This window comes from Pseudomonas sp. Marseille-Q1929 (assembly GCF_017316265.1).
In the GTDB taxonomy this organism is placed as follows: Bacteria; Pseudomonadota; Gammaproteobacteria; order Pseudomonadales; family Pseudomonadaceae; genus Aquipseudomonas.
The window spans coordinates 63,376-78,546 of the sequence record NZ_JAFLWU010000019.1 but is presented as its reverse complement, the minus strand read 5'-3'; the positions used below and the strand labels follow the sequence as shown (position 1 = coordinate 78,546).

The window sequence follows — 15,171 nt, the reverse complement described above, 5'->3', positions numbered from 1 at the left end:
GGGGCGGTTACTGGATCAGGCCAAACTCTTTGGCCAGCACTTTGTAGTCAGCCACCTGTTTCTTCACGTAGGTGTCCAGCTCCGGGCCGGTCATGGCGAACGGGAACAGCTCGCGCTGGTCACGCAGCTTGGCGAACTCGTCGGAGGCCAGCAGTTTGTCGAACGCGTCTTTCCACCAGGCGTAGTCGGCATCGCTGACTTTTGGCCCGAGGTAGAAACCGCGCACCACTGGCCAGACGATGTCGTAGCCTTGCTCTTTGGCGGTCGGAATATTCTTCATTTCCGGCTCGTCCAGGCGCTCTTCAGAGAACACCGCCAGCAGGCGCATGTCACCGCTGAGGATGTGGGGCATGGAGTCGGAGATGTCGGTACTGCCCACCTGGATGTGGCCGCCGAGCAGGGCGGTGGCGATTTCGCCGCCGCCTTCAAGCGCCACGTAGCGCAGCTCACGCGGGTTGATCCCGGCGGCCTTGGCGATCAGTGCAGTTTGCATCCAGTCCTGGCTGCCGACGGTGCCGCCGGAACCGATCACTACGCTGCCCGGATCTTTCTTCAGGGCTTTGACGAGATCGTCGAGGGTCTTATAGGGCGAATCGGCTTTCACCGCGATGGCACCGTAGCTGGTGCCGACTGCTGCCAACCAGCGCACGGCGCTTTCATCGAAGCGGCCGAACTTGCCCTGGGCCAGGTTCAGCAGCGAACCGCTGGACCACGCCACCAAGGTGCCGGCATCCGCCGGGCGCTGGGCGACCACGGCGTTGTAGGCCACCGCACCGACGCCGCCGGGCATGTAGGTCACGCGCATCGGCTTGCTCAGCAACTTCTCGTTGACCAGCGCGCTTTGCGCCAGCTTGCAGGTCAGGTCGAAACCACCGCCGGGGGAGGCCGGGGCGATGCATTCCGGGCGCTTGGGTTCTTCGGCGGCCAGCAGTTGGCCGGCGAACAGTACGCAGCCGGCGGCGAGGGCCAATTTACGCAGTGAAAGGGTCATGTTTTATCTCCGTCTTTGTTGTTATGAGTGGCTACTTACCAAAGGGCGACGCTGTAGCTCACCAGCAGGCGCATTTCATCCGCATCGCGGGCTGAATAGTTGGAGCGGTACGTGGCATTGCGCAGGCGCACGGCCACATCCTTGAAGGTGCCGCTTTGCACGACGTACTTGATCTCGCTGTTGCGTTCCCACTCTTTGCCGGTGTCGCCGTTCTTGAGCTTGATATTGTCACCTGAGATGTAACGGCTCATGAAGCTCAGACCGGGGATGCCCAGTTTGACGAAGTCGAAGTCGTAGCGCGCCTGCCAGGAGCGTTCTTCGGCGCCGGCAAAGTCGTTGATCTGTACGAAGTTGACGAGGTACGGGTCGCTGCCATCCACGTACGGAAACGCATTGTCGCCGGACATGTGCTGGTAGCCGGCGCTGAGCTTATGGCCATTGAGGGCATAGCTGAACAGGCCGTTGAGGGAGGTGTTGTCGATCTTGCCGCCACGGGCGCTGCCGGTGTCATCGCTGATCGCCAGGCGCAGGTCGGTGGCGAAGGTACCGGGGCCCATCGGGCGGGCGGCGACCAGGCCGAGGAAGTGCTGGCGGTAGACGTCGTCGAGTTGGGCGAAGTGGTAGCTGCCGGTGATCTTGTCGGCGAACTTGTAGTCCACGCCACCGAAGTTGAAATGCTTGCCGGTGGCGCCGCTGACGAAGCGGCTGTTCTTGTTGTTAAGGGCGATGTCTTCGTAGTTGCTGTCGTCGCGGTCCTTGGCTTTGTCCAGGCGGCCACCGGTGAACACCAGGTTCTTGAATTCCTTGGAGGTGATCAGGCCGCCGTTGAAGGTCTGCGGCAGGATGCGCCCGTCGTTGGGCTTGAGAATCGGCAGTTCGGGGGCCAGCGAGCCGATCTTCAGCTCGGTGGCCGAGATCTTCACTTTGCCGGTCAGGCCCAGCTTGGAGTATTCGTTGGCGGCGCGGCCGTCATCGTGAGTCGGCAGCAGGCCGGTGCCGGTGCGGTCGGGGCTGGAGTCGAGCTTGACGCCAAGCATGCCCAGCGCATCCACGCCAAAGCCGACGGTGCCGTCGGTGTAGCCCGATTGCAGGTTGAGCATGAAGCCCTGGGCCCATTCGTCGCGCTTGGATTGCTGCGCGCTGGTGCCGTCGCGAAAGTCGCGGTTGAAGTACATGTTGCGGGTTTCCAGGGTGCCGCTACTGTCTTCGAAGAAGGCAGCCTGGCTAAGCGGCGAAAAGCCGGCAAGGGCAGCGGCACTGGCAAGGGCGGTCTGGGTCAGGCGGGAAAAACGCACAGGCGTGAAAGCCTGGGGCTGTGTCGACAGCATCGTGGTGTACTCCGTTATTGTTCTTATTTTGACGAAAACGCTTCAAGGCGTTTTTCGGGTGCTGCGGCTCAGGCAGCGCGGTGGGCAGAGACCACCGTGACGGGATGCTAAAGGGCGAAGCTTTCACTAACCTTTCAATGGCCTTTCAATGTTTTCGGGCTTCACAGGGCAGGCGGCGCCTGTAAACTGCCCGCCACAGCGTGGCGTCGCCCACCCCTGAACGAGGTACAAATCCATGCGTGTCCTGTTGGTTGAAGACCACCTGCAACTCGCCGAAAGTGTCGCCCAGGCGCTCAAGAGCACGGGTTTGACCGTCGACGTGTTGCACGATGGGGTGGCCGCGGACCTGGCCTTGAGCAGCGAGGAGTACGCCGCTGCAATCCTCGATGTGGGCTTGCCGCGCATGGACGGTTTCGAGGTGCTGGCGCGCTTGCGGGCGCGTGGGAAAAATCTGCCGGTGTTGATGCTGACCGCGCGCAGCGACGTGAAAGACCGTGTGCATGGCCTGAATCTTGGTGCGGACGATTATCTCGCCAAACCGTTCGAGTTGACTGAACTGGAAGCCCGGGTCAAGGCGCTGCTGCGGCGCAGCGTGTTGGGCGGCGAGCGCCAGCAGACGTGCGGGGTGCTGGTCTACGACCTCGACACCCGCCGTTTCACCGTGGGCGGCGAGCTGATGACGTTGACGTCCCGCGAGCAAGCCGTGCTGGAAGCGCTGATTGCGCGTCCGGGGCGGGTCATGAGTAAAGAGCAGCTGGCGTCCCAGGTCTTCGGCCTGGATGAAGAAGCCAGCCCCGATGCGATCGAAATCTACGTGCACCGCCTGCGCAAGAAACTCGACGGCCAACCGATCGCCATCGTGACCTTCCGTGGCCTCGGCTATCTGCTGGAAGCGCGCGATGCATAAACCCAGCAGTCTGCGCTGGCGCCTGCTGTGGAACCTGGCGCTGTTGCTGGTGTTATTGATGCTCGCCAGCGGCATGAGTGCCTACTGGAACGGGCGCGAGGCGGCCGACACCGCCTACGACCGCACCTTGCTCGCTTCGGCGCGGACCATCGCCGCCGGGTTGACCCAGGTCGACGGCACCCTCAGCGCCAACGTGCCCTATGTGGCGCTGGATACCTTCGCCTACGACAGCGCCGGGCGCATTTATTACCAGGTCAATGACATTGATCAGAAGCTGATTTCCGGCTACGAAAACCTTCCCGGCCCGCCGCCCGGTACGCCGCGCACCGATGATTATCCTGCGTTGGCGCGCTTTTACGACGCGGTATATCAGGGCCAGCCGGTGCGCGTGGTCAGCCTGCTCAAGGCCGTCTCCGAACCGAACATGAACGGCATGGCGGAAATCCGCGTGGCCGAAACCGATGAAGCCCGCGTCAGCATGGCCCGCAGCCTGATGGCCGACACCTTGCTGCGCCTGGGCATGCTCGCGGTGGGCGCCTTGCTGCTGGTGTGGTTCGCCGTGAGCGCGGCGTTGCGCCCGCTGGAGCGCTTGCGCACCGCCGTGGAAGAGCGCCAGCCCGACGACCTGCGGCCGTTGCCGCTGGTGGAAGTGCAGCATGAGTTTGGCCCGCTGGTGCGCTCCCTCAACCACTTTACCGAACGCCTGCGCGGTCAGTTCGAGCGCCAGGCGCAGTTTATTGCCGACGCTGCCCACGAGCTGCGCACGCCGTTGGCCGCGCTGAAGGCCCGTCTCGAACTGGGCCTGCGTGCCGAAGACCCGGCGACCTGGCGCAGTACCCTGGAAAGCGCCGCCCAGGGCACCGATCGCCTGACCCACCTGGCTAACCAACTGTTGTCCCTGGCGCGTATCGAAAACGGCGCGCGGGCGATTGCCGAGGGCGGTGCGCAGTTGCTCGACCTCAGCCAGCTCGCGCGGGAATTGGGCATGGCCATGGCGCCCTTGGCCCATGCGCGCGGCGTGGCGTTGGCGTTGGAGGCCGACGAGCCGGTGTGGCTGCGTGGCGAGCCGACGTTGTTGAACGAGCTGTTGAGCAACCTGGTGGACAACGCCCTGGCGCACACGCCACCGGGTGGCAATGTGATCTTGCGGGTCACGGCGCCGGCGGTGCTGGAAGTGGAAGATGACGGCCCGGGCATCCCGCTGGATGAGCGCGACCGGGTATTCGAGCGCTTCTACCGACGCAGCCAGCAGGGCCTGGGCTCTGGCCTGGGGCTGGCGATTGTCGGCGAGATCTGTCGCGCGCACCTGGCGCAGATCAGCCTGCACGATGGCGAGCGGGCGGGCTTGAAGGTACGGGTGAGCTTTATCGCCGGCTGATCAGTAGAACATCGAGCGTGCTTCATCCAGCTCGGCGCGCAGGGCTTCGCTGTAGGGGTCGACCCGCAGCTTCTTGAGTGCCGGCAGGGTGGCGGCCGAGACATTCGCCAAGGGATGGTCGGTGCCACGATAGCAATACAACACGGCGATTTGCACCAGGTCGATGTAGTCGAGGCGGGTGGAGTCACGCTCCATATCCAGGTATTGGCCGGGCAGGTTGGCCAGCATCTCCGGGAAATCCCAGCCGCGCAGCAGCTTGTCGCCGAGCAGCGGGTGGATGCTGTCGATCACATGGTTGAGCGCCACCGGGTCTGACAGCAGTTCGTAGTGGTCTTCGGCATAGGTCAGGATCGGCAGCACGCCAATCTGATGCACCAGGCCACCCAGGGCCGCCTGGTCCGGCTTGAGCTGGCTGTGGCTGCGGCACAACGCATAGCTGACGCCCGCCACTTCCAGGCTGCGGCGCCAGACATCGCGCATCTTCTGTTCGACCGCTTCGGAGCGGGCGTGGAAGATCTGTTCCATCACCAGGCCGATGGCCAGGTTGCTGCTGTAGTTGGTGCCCAGCCGGGTGATGGCGGTGTGCAGGTCGGTGACTTCCTGGGTCGCGCGCAACAACGGGCTGTTGACCACTTTGATCAGGCGCGCCGACAGCGCGGTGTCGCGCCCGATCACTTTGCTCAAGTGGCTGATGCTGATTTCCGGGTCTTCAGCGGCCTGACGAATTTTCAGCGCCACTTCCGGTAATGTCGGCAGAACCAGGTCATCGTTATCGATGGCCGTAATCAAAGCCTGTTGGACTTTTTCCGCCAGCTTGTTCATTCATGATCTCTAGGGTGTTGCAAAAAGGTACGGCGACTAACGCTGGATCTCTCGATCACGGTCGAGTGTGTAAGGCAGGTCAAGCAGCTGCAAACCGGGGCCTTCCAGGGTGCCGAGGCGCACATCGCCACTGTCGGCTGCTTCGGCTTGCAACACGGCCAAAAGTTCAACCGCCTGGTCAGCTTTTGCTGCAATCACCACTTCGCCGATCGAGCTGTTATGGCTGGGGGAAAACAGTGGGGTGCCTGGCTCGGGCATCTCGGCGCTATCGAGGCGCAAGCGATACAGACGACGCTTGAGCTTGCCCAGGTACTGCATGCGCGCGACGATTTCCTGGCCGGTGTAGCAGCCTTTCTTGAAGCTGACGCCGCCGACGGCCTGCAGGTTGAGCATTTGCGGGATGAACAGCTCGCGGGTTTGTGGCATGACCTGGCCGATGCCGGCGCGGATCTGCCCCAGCAGCCATTCGTTTAGACCGGCTTCTTTAAGCTGTGCCGCCAATTGGCTGCGTACGGTATCGGCCTGTTCGACGGGCACCCAGAGTTCGGCGCGGTCGGGCGAAACCCGAATGGCGATCAAGCGTTCAGTGCGTGCAACGCTGTCGGTGTCGGAGGGCAGTTCAAGGCCGAGAGCGGCGAGTGCCTGATCCGCACCGATGAGGCCGAATCGAACCCAGGCGCCGCTTTCGTCGGTGAGTTTGGATTTGGAGAATACGGCGTACTTCTTCAGGTCGGCCAGTTGCGGTTCCAGCAGTTCGCTGGCCATGGCCAGTAACACGCCGTCACCTTGCAGCAGGATGCGGAAGCTCGACTGCATGCGCCCTTTTTGCGTGCAGCGCGCGCCGAGGCTGGCCTGGGTGTCGCTCAGGTAATTGAGGTTGCAGGTCAGTTGCCCTTGCAGGAACTTGGCAGCGTCGGCGCCGCGGACGGCGAGAACGCCTTCGTGGGACAGGGAGCAGAAGAAAGCGGAGTCAGCCATGGGTCATCGCAGGTCAAAAAGTCATGGGTGCATCATAGAGGGGCGCCCGGCAAATGGATAGTTTCCGTATGGGGCGACCAAAGCCGACTGTTCCGGTGCGGCCGGGCCTGTATACTTGCCGCCTATTTGAGGAGCGCTCCATGGTCGAAGATGTAGAAATCAATCGCCTCTACTGGCACAGCCGTCGCGGCATGCTGGAGTTGGATGTGTTGTTGGTGCCTTTCACCAAAGAGGTCTACGCGACGCTCGACAAGGTGGACCGCGACCTCTACGTCCGGCTGCTGACGTGCGAAGACCAGGACATGTTCGGCTGGTTCATGGAACGCGCCGAATCTGAAGACCCGGAGCTGCAGCGCATGGTTCGGATGATTCTGGATCGTGTCCAGCCCAAGTAATACCTTTGAATGCCGCTGGCAGGCCTCACGGCTGTTGCTGGCGGCGTATCTCCTTGCCCAGCTGTTCGCGCTGGGTGCGCTGTTGTCCCTCGACCTGCCTTACTCAAGCCTCGGCGTGCTGGTGTGCCTGGCGCATGCTGCCTGGGTTTTGCCGCGCCATGTGCTGCTGACTCACCGTTCGTCGGTTCGTGGCCTGCGCCGCGATGAAAGTGGCTGGCAGTTGTGGAGCGCCGCACGTGGCTGGCACGGTGTGCAGTTGCGTCCCGACAGCCTGGCATTACCGTTGATCGTGGTGCTGCGTTACCGGGTGCCGGGGCAGTGGTGGGTGCGCTCGATCTGTGTGCCTGCCGATTCGCAGGCCGCCGATCTGCATCGACGCCTGCGGGTGCGCTTGAAGTTCAGTCGCCGTAGGTGGTTGGCACCAGAATAGTGTCGCGGGCCTCGGGCAACAGGTCGGGGTAGTCGAGGGTGTAATGCAGGCCGCGGCTTTCCTTGCGTTCCATGGCGGAGCGGATCATCAGTTCCGCCACTTGGGCCAGGTTGCGCAACTCGATCAGGTCGCGGCTGACTTTATAGTTGCTGTAGAACTCGACCCTATGAGGCTAAACCCAATGGATACAGGGGTTTCAGCCGATGACCGTCAACCACCGCTCCCCAAGTGGGACAAACCTGTTACAAACTGCGCTCGCCAAGCCGTACCACTATCGCCGGTCTGGTCGCTATTACCTTCGCCTTCGCCCTCAAGGAACCCTTAAGGGCTTCTTCACGCTGTCACTCAGGACTACCGACAAGGCCACCGCAATGACCATCTCCGACGACATCCTTTCGACTCTCAAGGCTTACCACTTGGACAACCCTGAGGCGTCATGGGACGAACTCCGTGAGCGCTTGATTGAGTTCGCTGAATACAACCTGACGATGGCACACGGTGATAGCTCGCTGGTCGCTTACGAGATGATCAACGATGAGCATCACTTGGCGCTTCGTAAGGCATCCGCAAAACTGCCCCTGAGCATCAATCAGCAACGGGCAGTGAGTAAGGCACTTGAGATCCTTGATGCCTCACAGGAACGTATGCGTGGCCGTTCAGGGAAATTGGTCGAGATCGTTAAGGACCTCAATGATGAGTCTTGTGGCGTGCCTTTGGCTCTCTCCCTGCCTATATCTGTAAACGCTTCCCCAAGTCTGCCCTTCAAGTCCCTCTCTGCGCTGTACATGGAGGAACGCAAGGACAGCATTGAGGCCAGCACCATGCGTGACGTGAAGTCATCGTGTGAGGCTATCAGCGTGATCCTTGGCGACTTGGACATGAGGGGGCACACTCGTGAGGACATGAAGAACCTTCGGGACAAGCTCCTTAAGGGCCGTAAAGGGTCCACTGTGAACAAGCTGATGACCCGGCTATCAACGGTGATGGATTGGGCTGTGAATAACGGCTACCTCGACAAGAGTTTTGACAAGGGGCTGAAGCTTTCCAAGGATGCTGACAGCTCGCGTGAGGCGTTCTCTACGGGTCAACTAAAGGCCCTAATGACTCACGCTAACTCACTACCAGCGGACGCATGGCAGCGTTGGGCGTTGTCACTTGGGGTCATCACCGGGGCGCGTATTGAGGAACTGAGGCAGTTGACCAAGGCTGACGTTAAGCAAGTTGGGGGCGTGTGGGTCATAGACATCAATAGGAACGATGGCAAGACGGCCAAGACCAAGAATGCTTTGAGGGTCATCCCGTTGACCGATGGCGCTTACGGCTTCGACCTCCAGGCCTTCCGTGAGTTTGTAGATAGCTCCGAATCCCGACTGTTCACGTTGGGGTCTGGTCAGTACTCCAGCGTGCTTAATGGCGCCCTTAGGGATGTCTTGAGCTTGAACGCTGATCGGACCCTAACCTTCCACTCGTTGCGTCACTCGCTGGCCGGTGCCTTGAAGGCCGCTGAGGTGCCTGTGGGAACCGCTGAGTCCATCTTGGGGCACGCTTCAGGGTCTATCAGTTATGACCTGTATGGGGCAGGGAGTGCCGTTGAGGTGGGCCGTATGGCTGAAGCTCTGGTGAACGCGTTCCGTATGGCCTTATAATATTGCTGAAATTTGAATGGAGTCAGCTATGAGAAATCTTGATCTATACGGAATTGCTAAGGTCAACAGCGAACTACAGGCGCGCGCGATAGTAGTGGATCGAATTCCCTCTCTTGGTGAAAAAACAGCTCGAATTATGGCTTGGCAATGTTTCATTCAAGACCAGGTAAATTTAGACGACAGCAACGAGCGAACTTCGAACCTTGCGCGAATTAAACACGGAGAGGCTATCGCTGCTTTTTGGGAGACCGGCGACGAGATGGACGTAGACTCAAATGCGTTTGTTTCGTACTTTTTCGATGAGCTTGGCGTCATTAATCGCAAGGTCACCAAAAAGGGTGTGCAGATAGCCTTCTATATCTTCGTAGCCCTCGGCTTATTCGGTTTATACAAACTCTTTTCCTGAACAACGGTTTAGCTGCACCTCGGACTACCACCTTTAAGGTCCGTCACGACTTTAATTACGAAATATCGTGGGAGCTGTGAGGCCCATCACTGACGCACTTGGAAGCCCTCAATGAGTGTTGCTATTACGGTTAGTGTATTAAGTGTCCTGACTATCAGGAGGGTTCGGGCTGGGTCTGGACGGATTATAAAAAAAGCATCGCGACACTGCCCAGGAGACCTATCTTTTAGGTGTTCGCTATGAGGCTGCAATTGATGCCACACGGCTCCTGTATCAGTGGTACAACCTGACCCTAAGAGGACCTGAAGAGGACCCCTTGGTTAAGGAGGTCCTTGAAGTTCTATCAGAGCTTGATGCAGAAGCCTTACGTATGAGAGCCATCACTGATGAGAATCGTAGGAAGCCTGGAAGCTGGACCTTAACGGATTTGAAGAGGTTCGCCAGGGAGGAAGGGCATTGAGGGTAACCTTAAGTTGGTTGTCTCTCAATGCTCTATCATTCACCAAAGTAATAAAAAAACGTTCGATTTATTGCAGTAATCTTATGGGGTTTTTGTGATCTTTAAGTCTATTGGTGTGATGATCGGAACCTCAGGTGCAAAGGGGGAAATGCTCGAAATTGAATTGCAAAGTGCGCCAAGTTGCTGCATAGAAATATGAGCGTATTCGAGTGCGTCTCTTGAGGAGTCCATATTCTCAATAAAGTTCAAGCCGCGAGCAAAGTCTACGTTGGGGTCTTCAAAGTATTGTCCAATAGTCCGAATTTTAGTTACTTGAGCAGGTTTTAATGGAATTGGTAGCTGTATGGCTGGCAACTGCTGGCCATGAAAGTCTATTGTCCTCGTGAAGGCCAGTAGGGTCTTCGCAGCATTTGCTAAAGGGGCGACATGGACGACTAAGTCTCGGTATGCGCCGAGTTCGTAGAGCCAATTGTCGGGCGACGATGAGGCTTTCAACTCCTTGCCCGCTTTATCCTGAGGTGGCTGAGATCGCCAGATCTTTAATAGGCCACTTAAAGCAGTGATTTTGGGAGCGGCCGGATCATTTTTTCTTATTGTTGCCTCTGAGTAGAACTCTGAAAGATAATCTCTTAAAGTGCAAGAATCTACCAGGAACGACTGTAGGGCCAAGTAACATAACGAGGTATGGCCATCAAGAAAGCGTTCGTTGGGTTTAAAAGATTTCGAGTGTAATCTCCCGTTCAGTTGATCTGAATATGCTTCCGATAACTGCCTCAATCTCCATTCACATGCTCTTATTTGATGGGAAATTCGAGAAGCTATATCGTAAAATAGTCCGTTTTTTTTTAGAAATGCGGCATTGGCTATGAAGGACCAATTATGACCTTGGTCTGTGCATATCCACGTTGGAGAGGCTGCGGGATTAATTGACCTCCACTCGGGAGGTACGAAACTTTTCGCTTGCTCTTCTGTGTGAAAAAAATCACATCCGACTATCTGGAATCCTAAAGCTTTAACATCAGCATAAAAACTACCATAGCTTTTTATAGTTAATGTTGCGGACTTTCCATTCATTGCACTGGGCCGAAGATCAGCTTTTTGATCCATCCCATTCAGAATGCGTCCGCCACCGTATAGATGCAATTCTCTCAAAACCGGTTGCCATTCCATGCGAATGCTCCTTGCTTAGGTTCGGGCGTGCGTGACTCAGCGACCGGGCGCTCAGAACGCGCCGCTACCACTAAGCCAGATAATAAAGAGCGATTCAACAAATTGGAGCGCCGTGGGTCACACCGGGCTTTGTTATTTTCTGACGGTCTCCATAGGTAGCGCTATAGACGACCAAACGGCGCGGCGGTCTTTATTGAATCCTTCAAAACTCACTTAGCGCGCAGCTCTACAAAATGTAAGGAGTGAACTGATGTGTGGGTCTGCACAAATTGCATGGCGACACGGTATTGATAGAAGCCTGGCTTAACTGCTGGGCTACATCGTTTCTGAGGGCCTGCTGGGCTCCCTGTAAATTATAGCCTTAGCCTGCCGCATAGCCCTGAGTAAACCCTCACTAACGCGGGAAGGCCCGAACAGTTTCTTCTGCTGACCGCCTGACTGTGCGCGTAGAAACCCTCACTAAGGCTACGAGTTGACACCTCGGATCAAAACCCCTCACCCATTGAGAGATAGGCGCCTGTCGCCAAGTAACTGGCTGCCTGTGTGGGCCACGTTCTGATACTTAGGAACAGATACCCTCACAAGAACACGGACAACACAGTTTCCTCCTAACGTCTCCCGCTGCGATCCCCTCAATGGGGGTCAAGGTGGGCTCGTTTAGAAACCTCGGATTAAAACCCCTCACCCACAAGAGGACATCACCAATCACCCTACACCACGGGAGGCTCAACGCTGCCCGTCGATAAGGCGAGCTATAGGAGACAACCACCATGATCCACCACACACCTGTTCTACTCCACACCCTGGCCGATGCCTTCGACCGGGCGGACTATCTGACAGGCCTGCGCCTTGTCCCTGAGAAACCCAAGCGAGGAACCGTTCCGACAATCATTGAGAATCCTTTCTGTAGTCATCTGGATTTTCAGGACCGGTATGACCGATGGTCTGAAGACATTCTTTCAGGAGTCGCAAAGCTGGACCACGGCGGAACCAAGCAGCTCCCCGTTAAGACCCTCTATGAATTGCTTGAGTCCCTTGAGGTGTTCTCTACAGAGACCATTGGGGCACACCTGGGCCTGTCCTCCCGGATGGCTCGCCGCTATCTCAGCGCCCTTGAGGTCGCCTTGCAACCGCTTATGAGGTCCCGGCCTAAGTGGCTGAGGGCTGCTATGGGAGGCCTTGAAGGTCACCAGCGCGAGACCATCTCGGCCATTCAATCGGCACCTGACCAGATGGCACAGCTACGCCTGGACCTGGGAGCTGATGCGTTCCTCATTTAATGCGGACACAAGATGAAGAACCCTAAGGACCGACCTCTAAGAGGCGCTGACTCAATGAGGACACAAGACTAAAGACCCTCTAAGAGACCTTTTGTGATGTGGATTATTTGCTGATAAGCAATCCCATCTCAGAGAGAGACCTTTAGACCCTCTGGGCTTAAAGCCTGGGTCTACCGACCACATACTGACCAACGTCACTGAGCAACCTTTAGGGGATCACTGAGCAACTACACGCACCTATAAGACCCACACCACGGGTCACCCAGGAGAACCACCAACCAAGAGACCACAAGGAGTACCACCACATGCAAAACATTCAGATCGACGTTAAGACCCTTTCCGCTTCCTACAAGGCCGACTCCCTGAGCCCTTCGGGCCTTGCGACCCTTGAAGGTCAACCCGTGGGCACAAAGCGCCCCGATGGCTATTGGTCATTCCAAGGGCTGGCAGTTCACCGGGTCGTGTATGCACTGACCACCGGCACTGATCCCCAAGGCCTGTACATCGACCATAAGGACGGTGACCCAGGCTACAACAAGGCCAGCAACCTACGGGCCTGCACCAATCGCCAGAACGCACGCAACACCCCAGGCCGTGGAGGGTTCTTCCCTAAAGGGGTCTACCTCAACGCCAAGACCGGGCGCGTGACTGGCTGTGTCGAGGGCTACAGCCTGCGCAAAAGTTTCATGCTTGACCGTGACCATGACGGCGCACAGCTCAACGCAATGTGTCGTGCTGCCCTTGAGGCAATCCTTGAGGAGCATGGCGAGTTCGCCAACGTGACCAGCTTCTACTGTCAGCTCCCGCTTGAGGCCGTAATGGGTCCCGCTGAGGGTTGGCCGTAAGGCTCACTTTAGGGACTGGGATTAAAACCCCTCACCAGATGAGGACCCTGTTGATTCCCTAAAGGAGATTCCCACATGTCTAAAGTCAACCTGAACCAAGCAACCGGCACCATTAACCGCAACACTGACCACCGTGACGCCCGTGACCGTTTCGCCATGCCTGACCGTATGCACGTTGACTCGGTCGTTGAGGGTTCCACCGTGGCCCGTTTCAGTGACTCCCGCGTACGTCAAGGCGCAGCACCTAACGAAAATGACACAAATTTCTGTGAGACCACCTGTCATAGCTAACCTGCGCGCTTACCCCCGTAGGCCCTCGCACGCTCGCTCAGGCGCACGATAAGGACCCTTGCGGGCAGGCGATAAGGACCCCAGCGTTGGGACAAATGTGAGCCAAAGCTGTTACAAATCGGGGTCCTATGGTGCTACGCTATGGGCTCCTAACGTGCCTCATCAGGTCGGTGTAAGGATCGTATCCTTCGCCTCTGGCAGCATCCCTGGATAGTCCAGCGTGTAGTGCAGACCCCGAGATTCCTTACGTTCCATGGCAGACCTGATCATCAGTTCCGCTACTTGAGCAAGGTTCCTCAATTCAATCAGGTCTCTGCTTACTCGGTAGTTGCTGTAGAACTCGTCGATCTCATCCAGCAGCAGCCGCACGCGGTGTTGCGCGCGTTGCAGGCGCTTGTTGGTGCGCACGATCCCCACGTAGTCCCACATGAAACGCCGCAGCTCGTCCCAGTTGTGGGCGATGATCACGTCTTCGTCCGAATCGGTGACCTGGCTCGCATCCCAGCGGGGCAGGGCGTCTGGCACGGCGATGCGCGGCAGTTGTTCAAGGATGTCCGCCGCCGCCGAGCGGGCGTAGACGAAGCATTCGAGCAGAGAATTGCTGGCCATGCGGTTGGCGCCGTGCAGGCCGGTGAAGCTGGTTTCGCCAATCGCATACAGGCCGGGCACGTCGGTACGGCCGTGTTGGTCGACCATCACGCCGCCGCAGGTGTAGTGCGCGGCCGGGACCACGGGGATCGGGCCTTTGGTGATGTCGATGTTGAACGTCAGGCAACGCTCGTAGACGGTTGGGAAGTGCGTCTTGATGAAGGCTTCGGGCTTGTGGCTGATGTCCAGGTAGACGCAGTCGATGCCCAGGCGCTTCATTTCATGGTCGATGGCGCGGGCGACGATGTCCCGTGGCGCCAGTTCGGCGCGGGGGTCGAAGCGCTGCATGAAACGCTCGCCGTTCGGCAGTTTCAGGTGGGCGCCTTCGCCGCGCAGGGCTTCGGTGATCAGGAAGCTCTTGGCCTGCGGGTGATACAGGCAGGTCGGGTGGAACTGGTTGAATTCCAGGTTGGCCACCCGGCAGCCCGAGCGCCAGGCCATGGCGATGCCGTCGCCGCAGGCGCCGTCGGGGTTGCTGGTATAGAGGTAGACCTTGGCGGCGCCGCCTGAGGCCAGGATGGTGAAACGTGCGCCGTAGGTATCGACTTCGCCGCTGGCGCGGTTGAGCACGTAGGCGCCGAGGCAGCGCTCGCCGTCCAGGCCCAGGCGTTTTTCGGTGATCAGGTCGACGGCGACGCGTTGCTCCAGCAGTTCGATGTTGGGGCGTTGGCGCGCTTGTTCGAGCAGGGTCGTGAAGATCGCGGCGCCGGTGGCGTCGGCGGCGTGGATGATGCGACGGTGGCTGTGGCCGCCCTCGCGGGTCAGGTGGAACTCGAAACCGCCATCGTCACTGCCCGCGTGTTCATCGCGGGTGAACGGCACGCCCTGGTCGATCAGCCATTGGATGGCCTCGCGGCTATGCTCGACGGTGAAGCGCACGGCGTCTTCGTCACACAGGCCGCCGCCGGCGTTGAGGGTGTCTTCGACGTGGGATTGCACCGTGTCGGTGTCGTCCAGCACGGCGGCGACGCCGCCCTGGGCCCAGAATGTCGAGCCGTTGGCCAGGTTGCCTTTGCTCAGTACGGCAATTCGCAGGTGGCTGGGGAGGGTCAGCGCCAGGCTCAAGCCGGCCGCGCCGCTACCGATCACCAGAACATCGTGTTGAAACTGTTGGCTCATTTGAAGGATTCCGCAAAAAGCGATCCAAAGGGCTGGCGCAAACAGGACGCCTGGATCGGCGAATCAAAGGGTCACAC

15 protein-coding genes and 1 pseudogene are annotated in these 15,171 nt (G+C 58.6%); 9 read left to right on the top strand and 7 right to left on the bottom strand.

Features of this window, described 5'->3' with window-relative positions; all coding sequences use genetic code 11:
- Positions 1-7: 7 nt before the first annotated feature.
- Together J1G37_RS19780 and J1G37_RS19775 are read right to left on the bottom strand one after the other, a co-directional pair.
- Complete coding sequence (locus tag J1G37_RS19780; RefSeq protein ID WP_124525852.1) at positions 8-991, bottom strand: tripartite tricarboxylate transporter substrate binding protein; 984 nt, start codon at positions 989-991, stop codon at positions 8-10.
- A gap of 35 nt (positions 992-1,026) precedes the next feature.
- The gene (locus tag J1G37_RS19775; RefSeq protein ID WP_207044733.1) at positions 1,027-2,319 is read right to left on the bottom strand and encodes an OprD family porin; all 1,293 of its coding nucleotides are present in this window, start codon (positions 2,317-2,319) and stop codon (positions 1,027-1,029) included.
- A 235-nt stretch (positions 2,320-2,554) separates the two neighbouring features.
- On the opposite strand from J1G37_RS19775, the gene J1G37_RS19770 reads away from it, so the two are divergent.
- On the top strand, positions 2,555-3,226 hold the full coding sequence (locus J1G37_RS19770; RefSeq protein WP_017736361.1) for a response regulator: 672 nt from the start codon (positions 2,555-2,557) through the stop codon (positions 3,224-3,226).
- Positions 3,219-4,604 (top strand): sensor histidine kinase, encoded by a 1,386-nt coding sequence (locus tag J1G37_RS19765; protein WP_207044731.1) that lies wholly within the window; start codon positions 3,219-3,221, stop codon positions 4,602-4,604. Before J1G37_RS19770 ends, J1G37_RS19765 begins: the two co-directional genes overlap by 8 nt.
- On the opposite strand, the gene J1G37_RS19760 is transcribed toward J1G37_RS19765, so the two are convergent.
- Complete coding sequence (locus tag J1G37_RS19760) at positions 4,605-5,426, bottom strand: HDOD domain-containing protein (RefSeq protein ID WP_207044728.1); 822 nt, start codon at positions 5,424-5,426, stop codon at positions 4,605-4,607.
- A 36-nt stretch (positions 5,427-5,462) separates the two neighbouring features.
- On the bottom strand, positions 5,463-6,404 hold the full coding sequence (locus J1G37_RS19755) for a folate-binding protein YgfZ (protein ID WP_207044725.1): 942 nt from the start codon (positions 6,402-6,404) through the stop codon (positions 5,463-5,465).
- Between the two features lie 140 nt (positions 6,405-6,544).
- Here J1G37_RS19755 and J1G37_RS19750 point away from each other — a divergent pair, with 140 nt between their 5' ends.
- Both J1G37_RS19750 and J1G37_RS19745 read left to right on the top strand, forming a co-directional pair.
- Positions 6,545-6,799: a succinate dehydrogenase assembly factor 2 gene (locus J1G37_RS19750; RefSeq protein WP_017736358.1), complete on the top strand. Its 255-nt coding sequence runs from the start codon at positions 6,545-6,547 to the stop codon at positions 6,797-6,799.
- Entirely contained in the window at positions 6,783-7,229 is a 447-nt protein-coding gene (locus tag J1G37_RS19745; protein ID WP_207044722.1) for a hypothetical protein, read from the top strand. Before J1G37_RS19750 ends, J1G37_RS19745 begins: the two co-directional genes overlap by 17 nt.
- Here J1G37_RS19745 and J1G37_RS19740 read toward each other — a convergent pair.
- Positions 7,198-7,389: pseudogene (locus J1G37_RS19740) on the bottom strand (L-aspartate oxidase); the annotation flags it as partial. The gene J1G37_RS19745 and the pseudogene J1G37_RS19740 sit on opposite strands and share 32 nt — an antisense overlap.
- Before the next feature lie 43 nt (positions 7,390-7,432).
- Here J1G37_RS19740 and J1G37_RS19735 point away from each other — a divergent pair.
- Positions 7,433-8,875 carry a tyrosine-type recombinase/integrase gene (locus J1G37_RS19735; RefSeq protein ID WP_207044719.1) on the top strand — a complete coding sequence of 481 codons (1,443 nt, stop codon included), beginning with the start codon at positions 7,433-7,435 and terminating at the stop codon, positions 8,873-8,875.
- Positions 8,876-8,903: 28 nt separating this feature from the next.
- A complete protein-coding gene (locus J1G37_RS19730; protein ID WP_169990285.1) occupies positions 8,904-9,281 on the top strand; it encodes a hypothetical protein in 378 nt (125 codons plus the stop codon).
- A 541-nt stretch (positions 9,282-9,822) separates the two neighbouring features.
- On the opposite strand, the gene J1G37_RS19725 is transcribed toward J1G37_RS19730, so the two are convergent.
- A complete protein-coding gene (locus J1G37_RS19725; RefSeq protein ID WP_207044716.1) occupies positions 9,823-10,911 on the bottom strand; it encodes a hypothetical protein in 1,089 nt (362 codons plus the stop codon).
- A gap of 770 nt (positions 10,912-11,681) precedes the next feature.
- On the opposite strand from J1G37_RS19725, the gene J1G37_RS19720 reads away from it, so the two are divergent.
- The 3 genes from J1G37_RS19720 (at position 11,682) to J1G37_RS19710 (ending at position 13,327) form a co-directional block, all read left to right on the top strand.
- Entirely contained in the window at positions 11,682-12,191 is a 510-nt protein-coding gene (locus J1G37_RS19720; RefSeq protein WP_169990286.1) for a hypothetical protein, read from the top strand.
- Positions 12,192-12,496: 305 nt separating this feature from the next.
- Entirely contained in the window at positions 12,497-13,036 is a 540-nt protein-coding gene (locus J1G37_RS19715) for an HNH endonuclease (RefSeq protein ID WP_169990287.1), read from the top strand.
- A 75-nt stretch (positions 13,037-13,111) separates the two neighbouring features.
- Entirely contained in the window at positions 13,112-13,327 is a 216-nt protein-coding gene (locus J1G37_RS19710; RefSeq protein WP_169907988.1) for a hypothetical protein, read from the top strand.
- A 162-nt stretch (positions 13,328-13,489) separates the two neighbouring features.
- Here J1G37_RS19710 and nadB read toward each other — a convergent pair whose 3' ends face one another.
- Complete coding sequence (gene nadB / locus J1G37_RS19705; protein WP_207044713.1) at positions 13,490-15,094, bottom strand: L-aspartate oxidase; 1,605 nt, start codon at positions 15,092-15,094, stop codon at positions 13,490-13,492.
- Positions 15,095-15,171: the final 77 nt, after the last annotated feature.